Source organism: Streptomyces sp. NPDC058157 (assembly GCF_042884105.1).
In the GTDB taxonomy this organism is placed as follows: Bacteria; Actinomycetota; Actinomycetes; order Streptomycetales; family Streptomycetaceae; genus Streptomyces.
In genome coordinates, this window is record NZ_JBHVUQ010000272.1 from 1 (window position 1) to 8,052 (window position 8,052).

The following is an 8,052-nucleotide window of genomic DNA, read 5'->3' on the forward strand; positions in this document are numbered from 1 at the left end:
CCCGGGAGCACAACCTGGCGCTGGCCCTCCAGCGCAGCCTCCTGCCGCGCGGCCTGCCCGAACAGGGCGCCGTCGAGGTCGCCCACCGCTACCTGCCCGCCGAGTCCGGCGTCGGCGGCGACTGGTTCGACGTCATCCCGCTCTCGGGCACCCGGGTCGCCCTCCTCGTCGGCGACGTGGTGGGGCACGGACTGCACGCCGCCGCCACGATGGGCCGGCTGCGGACCGCCGCCCGCAACTTCGCCGAACTGGAACTCGCCCCCGACGAGCTCCTCACCCACCTGGACAACCTCCTGGTCCGCCTGGACCGGGAGGAGGGCGGCGACGAGGCGCCGGGGAGCACCGGCGTCGTCGGGGCCACCTGCCTGTACGCGGTCTACGACCCCACCACCCGGCGGTGCACCATGGCCCGGGCCGGCCACCTCCCGCCCGCCCTGGTCCACCCCGACGGCCTGGTGACCTTCCCCGACCTGCCCGCCGGCCCCCCGCTGGGCCTGGGCGGGCTGCCCTTCGAGACGGCCGAGATCGAGCTGCCCGAGGACAGCACGCTGGTCCTGTTCACCGACGGCCTCGTGGAGGACCGCCACCGCGACATCGACGTCGCCCTGGACCAACTGCGGACCGTCCTCGCCCACCCGGACCGGGCTCCCGAGGAGACCTGCCGGGCCGTGATGGACGCCATGGCCCCCGAACACCCTGGGGACGACATCGCCCTGCTCGTCGCCCGCGCCCACACCCTGCCCGCCGGGCGGATCGCCGCGTGGGACCTGCCGGCCGACCCGGCCAAGGTCTGCGACGTCCGCGCGGCCGCCACCCGGCAGCTGGCCGAATGGGGGCTGGAGGAGCTCTCGTTCGCCGCCGAACTGCTGCTGAGCGAGCTGGTCACCAACGCCATCCGCTACGGGGGCGAGCCCATCCGGGTACGCCTCATCCACGACCGCACGCTGATCTGCGAGGTGTCCGACGGCGGCAGCACCGCCCCCCACCTGCGGCGGGCGGCCAGCACGGACGAGGGCGGCCGCGGCCTGTTCCTCGTCGCCCAGCTGGCCCAGGCCTGGGGCACCCGCTACACCCCCCGGGGCAAGGTGATCTGGGCCGAATGCGCCCTGGACGCCGCGTAACGTCCGTCGTATCCCGGAATGCGGGCACCCGGCCAGTAGCATCCCCCTGTCCGCCCTCCCGTGCGGGGGTCCGAGGCCGGCCCCGGAGACGTCCCGTGCACGACGCCCATGACGAGTACGACGCGTACGACGCCCCGCCGCACCCGGGCACGGAGCCGCTGCTGCGGATCCGGGGGCTGCGCAAACGGTTCGGCGGCACCGTCGCCCTGGACGGGGTGGACCTCGACCTGAGCGCCGGCGGCGTCCTCGCGCTGCTCGGCCCCAACGGCGCCGGCAAGTCCACGCTCATCAAGGTGCTCGCCGGGGTCCACCGGGCCGACGCGGGCGAGGTGACCGTCGCCGGACACCCGCTCGGCAGCGCGGCCGCCTCCGCGGCCATGTCCTTCATCCACCAGGATCCGGGCCTGGTCGACTGGATGACCGTCGCCGAGAACACCGCCCTGGCCACCGGCTACCCCCGCCGCCTCGGCCTGATCTCCTGGCGGCGCACCCGGGAGCGGTGCGCCGAGGCCCTCGCGGCCGTCGCCGGCCATCTGGACCCCGGCGCCCGCGTCGCCGGGCTCGCCCCCGCCGAACGCGCCCTGGTGGCCATCGCCCGGGCCGTCGCGCGCGACACCCGCCTCCTCGTCCTCGACGAGCCCACCGCCACCCTCCCCGCCGCCGACTGCGCCCGCCTCTTCGACGTCCTGCACGCCCTGCGCGACCGGGGCCACGGCATCCTCTACGTCACCCACCGGCTCGACGAGGTCCACCGGGTCGCCGACTCCTTCGCCGTCCTGCGCGACGGCCGCACGGCCGCCCGGGGCCCCCTCGCCGGATACGGCCCCGACCGGCTGGTCCGGGACATCACGGGCGGCGCCCCGGCCCACCCCGGACGCCCGGCCCGGCCCGGGCCGCCGCCCGGCCGGCGCCCCGTCCTGCGCCTGGAGGCCGTGACCACCGAGGGCGGCGGGCCCGTCAGCCTGGAACTGGCCGCCGGGGAGGTCCTGGGCATGGTGGGCCTGACCGGAGCCGGGCACGCGCACCTGGGCCGCGCCCTCGCCGGAGTGCTGCCGCTGCTGGGCGGCCGGGTCCTGCTCGACGGCCGGCCCTACCGGCCGCGCGGCCCGGCCGGGGCGGTGCGCCGGGGCGTGGGCTTCGTGGCCGCCGACCGCCAGGCGGAGGGCTGCGCCCCGGATCTGACGGTCCGGGAGAACCTCCTGGCCAACCCCGGGGCGGCCGGGGTACCGGCCTGGCACTGGCTGGGTCCGCGCCGCGAGCGGCGCGAGGCGGCCGCGCTGGCCGAACGGTTCGCGGTGCGCCCGGCGGACACGGAGGTGCCCGTCTCCGCGCTGTCGGGCGGCAACCAGCAGAAGGTCGTCCTGGCCCGGTGGCTGCGCGGGCACCCGCGGCTGCTGGTCCTGGAGGAGCCGACCGCCAGCGTGGACGTGGGCGCCAAGGCCGCGGTCCACCGGATGCTCGACGGTGCGGCAGCCGACGGTACGGCTGTCCTGCTGGTGTCCACCGACTTCGAGGAGGTCGCGGACCTCTGCCACCGCGCGCTGGTCTTCGTCCGCGGATCGGTGGCGGCCGAGCTGTCCGGCGCCCGCCTGACCCCGGCCGGACTCACCCGCACCGCCTCGGCCGTACCCCCGGTCACCGGACCCGCGGGGGCCGCGTGAGCGGCTGGTCCCCGCGCGGGCACCTCGTCGGCAGCTACGGCCTGCCGGCCCTGGGCGTCCTGCTCTTCCTGGCCTTCTCCCTCGCCCTGCCGGACACCTTCCCCACCGGGGACAACGTGTCCTCGATCCTGTCCAACCAGTCGATCCCCGCCCTGCTCGCCCTCGGGGCCACCGTCCCGATCGCCACCGGGAAGTTCGACCTGTCCCTCGGCTACGGGCTGGGCCTGGCCCACGTCCTGGTGATGCACCTCGTCGTCGACACGGGTACGCCCTGGCCCCTGGCCTGCCTCGCCGTGGTCGCGGGCGGCGCGCTGGCCGGGGCGGTGAACGGGATGGTCGTCGAGTTCGCCCGCATCGACTCCTTCATCGCCACGCTGGGCACGGGCAGCATCATGTACGCCTTCACCGGATGGCTCACCGGGGGCAGCCGCGTCGTGCCCGGCCCGCAGGGGCTGCCGCCCTCCTTCACCGCCCTGTACGACACCACGTTCCTCGGCCTGCCGCTGCCGGCGTTCTACGTCCTGGCCGCCGCCGTGGTGCTGTGGGTGGTGCTGGAACGGCTGCCCTTCGGCCGGTACCTGTACGTCGCCGGCTCCAACCCCCGGGCCGCCGCCGTGCTGGGGATCCCCACCCGCCGGTACGCGGTCTGCGCGTTCGCCGCCTCGGGACTGGTGACCGGGTGCGCCGGGGTGCTGCTCGCCGCGCAGCAGCAGATCGGGAACCCGAGCGTCGGCCTGGACTACCTGCTGCCGGCGTTCGTCGGCGCCCTGCTGGGCGCCACCACCGTCCGACCCGGCCGGGCCAACGCCGTCGGGACCCTGGTGGCCGTCGGGGTGCTCGCCGTCGGGCTGGCCGGGATCGGCCAGCTCGGCGCCGACTTCTGGGCCACCCCGCTGTTCAACGGGGGGACGCTGCTGGTGGCCGTCGGCCTGGCCGGCTACGCGGCACGGCGGCGGCTGCGCGCCCGCCCCGCGGCGGCCGGGCCCGTCTCCCCCGCCGCCCCCGGCTCCCCCCGGCCGCCCGCGCAGCACCGGCCCCCCGCGCACCCCTGACCAGGAGCACCGTGTACCCGAACCGCAAGCACCTCCTCGCGGCGGCGGCCCTGTGGGCCGCCTGCGCCGTACCCGCCGCGGGCTGCGGCGGCGGCTCCGCGCACCCCCCTGCCACCGCCTCCGCCTCCGGCGCCGGCTGCCCGGCCGCGCTCGCCCGGGCGAAGGAGGCGGTCCGGCTGGCCGAGCGGACCGCCGCCGCCTGGAACGGGCCCACCACCGGCCCCGCGGCGGTCCCCGGCAAGTCCCTGGTCTACGTCGCCCAGACGATGACCAACCCCGGGGTGGCCGGGGTCGCCGAGGGGGTCCGGGAGGCCGCGGCGGCCATCGGCTGGCAGGTCCGGGTGATCGACGGGGACGGCAGCCCGGCCGGCATCCAGGCCGCGCTCAGCCAGGCGGTCACCCTGCGCCCCTCGGGCATCGTGATCGGCGGCTTCGACCCGCGGCTGACGGCGCAGCAGACGGAGCACGCGCGGGCGGAGGGGATCACGCTGATCGGCTGGCACGCCGTCGGCTCCCCGGGCCCGAGCAAGGAGCCGCCGCTGTTCACCAACATCACCACCAGGGTGGAGGAGGTCGCGGGGATCAGCGCGGACTGGGTCGTCGCCCGCTCCGGCGGCGCGGCCGGGGTGGTCGTCTTCACCGACGACTCCATCCCCTTCGCCCGCGCCAAGGCGGAGCTGATCACACGGCGGCTCGCGGCCTGCCCCGGCGTGGAGCTGCTGGCCACGGAGAACATCCCCATCCCGGACGCCGGCCAGCGCACCCCCCAGGAGGTCTCCTCGCTCCTGTCGCGCTTCCGGGACCGGTGGACCGACTCCGTCGCGGTCAACGACCTGTACTTCGCCGACGCCGCCCCGGCGTTGCGCGCCGCCGGGCGGCCGGGCGGGGGGCCGCCCTTCAACATCGGCGCGGGTGACGGGGACCCGTCCGCCTTCCAGCGGATCAACAGCCACGGCTTCCAGGCGGCCACCGTCCCCGAACCGCTCTCCCAGCAGGGCTGGCAGGCCGTCGACGAGTTCAACCGCGCCTTCGCGGGACAGCCGGCCAGCGGTTACGTCGCCCCGGTCCACGTGGTGACGGCCGACAACAGCGGCGGGGCCACCTCCTGGGACCCGCAGGGCTACCGGGAGGCGTACCGGAGGATCTGGCACGGCGGGTGAACAGGAGGGCGGGGAGCGGGACGCGGCGCCCCGTCCGGGGGCCGGTGCGGGGTTGGTTGTCCGGTTATGGGTAGTCTTCCCGGGTCGGTGTGCGGGTTCCGTCCGGGCGGGGTGGGGTTGTCATGGGTCGTCAGGCCAGGTTGTGCGCGGGGGCGGTGGCCGCGGTGCTGCTGCTCGGGCTGAGCGGGTGCGGCGGCGGTCCGAAGGGGCAGGCGGACGGGAAGACCCCGCACGGGCCGGCCTCGGGCGCGAGCCCCGCGGCCCCGTCCCCGGCGGCCTCGCCGCCGCCGGCCGGTGACGCCAAGCCGGTCCCGGGGGACGTGCTGCCGGGCATGGTCGGCGCGGCCGTGGCGCGTACCCAGCTGGCGGCGCTCAAGACGGGCAAGCCCGGCACGATGGCCGGGTACAGCCGCGACAAGTTCACGCACTGGGCCGAGCAGGGCGACAAGTGCGACACCCGCGAGGTGGTCCTCCAGCGCGACGGCAAGGGCGTCACCCGGGACGCCGAGTGCCGGGCCGTGTCGGGCAGCTGGCGGAGCCTGTACGACGGGGTCACCGTCAACGAGGCGTCGAAGCTGGACATCGACCACATGGTCCCGCTCGCGGAGGCCTGGCGTTCGGGCGCCGCCTCCTGGGACTCGGCGCAGCGCAAGGCCTTCGCCAACGACCTGACGCGGCCCCAGTTGCTGGCGGTGTCGGCCGCCTCCAACCGCTCCAAGGGCGACCAGAGCCCCGACCTGTGGCAGCCGCCGGACAAGTCGAGCTGGTGCCAGTACGGGCGCGCCTGGACCACCGTCAAGTCCCATTACGGGCTGACCGTCACCGATGCCGAGAGGGCCATGCTGACCACCATGATCGACACCTGCGCCGCATGACCGGCCCCCGCCAGTACCAGTGGCAGGACGAGGTCCTCGCCGGCCCCGGCGGGGCCATGACCGACGAGGTCGGGGTCATCACCGGCCCGCTGACACTGCGCACCACCGGCGCCCCGGACGGGCGGGTCCGCTTCCAGGTGCAGTACACGGACGCGGACGAGTGGTACACCCTCACGGGCAGTCCCGCGGCGCACGGCGACCCGTACGCGCTGCACACCGCGGCCCTGCGGGCGATCCGCGCGGGGGGCGGCGCGCAGGCTCCGGCGCCACCCGTCTGAGCAGCCGCCGCGGACGGATCGTTGGGCCGCTCGGGTGACGGGCGATAACCCCTGGCGCCGGGCGCAGTTGATCCAGACGTCCCGCCGGGGACAGCTCATGCGACAGAAGGATCTCCCATGCTCAAGAAGTTCATGGCCACCGCTGCGGTCACCGCCTCCATCCTGGGCACGGGCGCCCTCGCGGCCTCCCCGGCGATGGCGATCGGCAACGACAACGGCGTCAACACCGTCAACGGCAACGGCGCGCAGCAGATCTACGGCAACCAGGAGACCTCGGGGGCGATGAGCCCGGAGCTCGGTGTGATCCAGGGCTCGCTGAACAAGCTCTGCGTCGGCCTGCCGGCCAAGGCCAACGTCCAGTCCGTGCTCGCCCTGATCAACGTCGGCGTCCAGGACATCCCGATCGCCTCCAACCCGCAGAACCAGCAGTGCACCGAGAACTCCACCCAGGCCAAGGGTGACGAGACCCTCTCGCACATCGCCTCCAACATCCCGATCCTGTCCGGGAACCTGTCGGCCGGCAGCTGATCCAGCGGCTCCGGAGCGGCGTGGCGACCGGGTCGCCGCGCCGCTCCGGCGTTTCTCCGGACGCACGCACCCACGCCCAACTTTGGTCTAGACCTTGACAGGTCCATACCAGTTCGGTTCAGTGGCGGTACTCGTCGCCCCCCACTCCCCGCGACGACTCCCCCCACCGAAGGAGCAGTTCACGTGATACGTGCGCTTCGCCGCCGCGCCCTCTCCCTGGCCACCGCCGCCGCCGCGACCCTCGGCCTCGCCGTGGCCCTGCCCGCCTCCCCCGCCTCGGCCGCCCCCGCGTGCGCCGGCGCCTGGAGCTCCTCCGCCGTCTACACGGGCGGCGCGAGCGCCTCGTACGGCGGCCACAACTGGCAGGCCAAGTGGTGGACCCAGGGCGAGACCCCGGGCACCACCGGCCAGTGGGGCGTCTGGTCGGACCAGGGCGCCTGCGGCGGCGGGGGCGGCCAGGACCCCGACCCGGGCACCGGGAACCCGTCCGGGTTCGTGGTCAGCGAGGCCCAGTTCAACCGGATGTTCCCGAACCGCAACCCCTTCTACACCTACAACGGCCTGGTCGCGGCGCTCTCCGCGTACCCCGCCTTCGCCCACACCGGGGACGACACGGTCAAGCGGCGCGAGGCGGCCGCCTTCCTCGCGAACGTCTCCCACGAGACGGGCGGGCTCGTGTACATCGTCGAGCAGAACACCGCCAACTACCCGCACTACTGCGACGCCTCCCAGCCGTACGGCTGCCCGGCCGGCCAGGCCGCCTACTACGGCCGCGGCCCCATCCAGCTCAGCTGGAACTTCAACTACAAGGCCGCGGGCGACGCCCTCGGCATCAACCTGCTCGCCAACCCCTACCTCGTGGAGCAGGACCCGGCCGTCGCGATGAAGACGGCGCTCTGGTACTGGAACACCCAGAACGGTCCGGGCACGATGACCGCCCACGCGGCCATGGTCGACGGGGCGGGCTTCGGCGAGACCATCCGCTCCATCAACGGGGCCCTGGAGTGCAACGGCGGCAACCCGGCGCAGGTGCAGAGCCGGGTGGACAAGTACCAGGCGTTCACCAGCCTGCTGGGCGTCACCCCGGGGAACAACCTCGGCTGCTGACCCGCTCAGTGGCCCCGCAGCGCGGTGGCCAGCTGGGCCCGGGAGCGGACGTCGAGCTTCTGGTAGATCCGGGTGAGCCGGGCCTCGACGGTCTTGACGCTGAGGAACAGCTTGGCCGCCGCCTCCTGGTTGCTGGCGCCCCCGCCGACCAGCAGGGCCAGCCGGGCCTCGGCGTCGGTCAGCGCCGCCGCCCCCGGGTGCGGGACGCAGCTCTCGGGGGCGTCCTCGCGGGCCAGGGCGAGCCACGGCAGCGCCCCGGCCCGTTCGAAG

9 protein-coding genes are annotated in these 8,052 nt (G+C 75.3%); 8 read left to right on the forward strand and 1 reads right to left on the reverse strand.

Annotated elements, in window-relative coordinates:
* The 8 genes from ACFVXK_RS35190 to ACFVXK_RS35225 form a co-directional block, all read left to right on the forward strand.
* Positions 1–1,121, forward strand: a 1,121-nt coding sequence (locus ACFVXK_RS35190; RefSeq protein ID WP_389620319.1) for a SpoIIE family protein phosphatase, incomplete at its 5' end; no start/stop codon positions are given.
* Between the two features lie 95 nt (positions 1,122–1,216).
* Positions 1,217–2,782 (forward strand): sugar ABC transporter ATP-binding protein, encoded by a 1,566-nt coding sequence (locus ACFVXK_RS35195; protein ID WP_389620322.1) that lies wholly within the window; start codon positions 1,217–1,219, stop codon positions 2,780–2,782.
* A complete protein-coding gene (locus ACFVXK_RS35200) occupies positions 2,779–3,834 on the forward strand; it encodes an ABC transporter permease (RefSeq protein ID WP_389620325.1) in 1,056 nt (351 codons plus the stop codon). Before ACFVXK_RS35195 ends, ACFVXK_RS35200 begins: the two co-directional genes overlap by 4 nt.
* Positions 3,835–3,845: 11 nt before the next feature.
* Positions 3,846–4,994, forward strand: a complete 1,149-nt coding sequence (locus ACFVXK_RS35205; RefSeq protein ID WP_389620328.1) for a substrate-binding domain-containing protein — start codon at positions 3,846–3,848, stop codon at positions 4,992–4,994.
* A 122-nt stretch (positions 4,995–5,116) separates the two neighbouring features.
* The gene (locus tag ACFVXK_RS35210) at positions 5,117–5,869 is read left to right on the forward strand and encodes an HNH endonuclease family protein (RefSeq protein ID WP_389620331.1); all 753 of its coding nucleotides are present in this window, start codon (positions 5,117–5,119) and stop codon (positions 5,867–5,869) included.
* Positions 5,866–6,147 (forward strand): hypothetical protein, encoded by a 282-nt coding sequence (locus ACFVXK_RS35215; protein ID WP_389620334.1) that lies wholly within the window; start codon positions 5,866–5,868, stop codon positions 6,145–6,147. Before ACFVXK_RS35210 ends, ACFVXK_RS35215 begins: the two co-directional genes overlap by 4 nt.
* A 117-nt stretch (positions 6,148–6,264) precedes the next feature.
* The gene (locus ACFVXK_RS35220; RefSeq protein WP_389620337.1) at positions 6,265–6,675 is read left to right on the forward strand and encodes a rodlin; all 411 of its coding nucleotides are present in this window, start codon (positions 6,265–6,267) and stop codon (positions 6,673–6,675) included.
* Between the two features lie 183 nt (positions 6,676–6,858).
* Positions 6,859–7,782 (forward strand): glycoside hydrolase family 19 protein, encoded by a 924-nt coding sequence (locus tag ACFVXK_RS35225; protein ID WP_389620340.1) that lies wholly within the window; start codon positions 6,859–6,861, stop codon positions 7,780–7,782.
* Between the two features lie 5 nt (positions 7,783–7,787).
* On the opposite strand, the gene ACFVXK_RS35230 is transcribed toward ACFVXK_RS35225, so the two are convergent.
* A partial coding sequence (locus ACFVXK_RS35230; protein ID WP_389620343.1) for a helix-turn-helix transcriptional regulator occupies positions 7,788–8,052 on the reverse strand: 265 nt, incomplete at its 5' end.

Bases quoted from the DNA above. Each gene is read 5' to 3' on its own strand.
- ACFVXK_RS35210 (WP_389620331.1), top strand. From the start codon at position 5,117: ATGGGTCGTCAGGCCAGGTTGTGCGCGGGGGCGGTGGCCGCGGTGCTG.
- ACFVXK_RS35215 (WP_389620334.1), top strand. From the start codon at position 5,866: ATGACCGGCCCCCGCCAGTACCAGTGGCAGGACGAGGTCCTCGCCGGC.
- ACFVXK_RS35220 (WP_389620337.1), top strand. From the start codon at position 6,265: ATGCTCAAGAAGTTCATGGCCACCGCTGCGGTCACCGCCTCCATCCTG.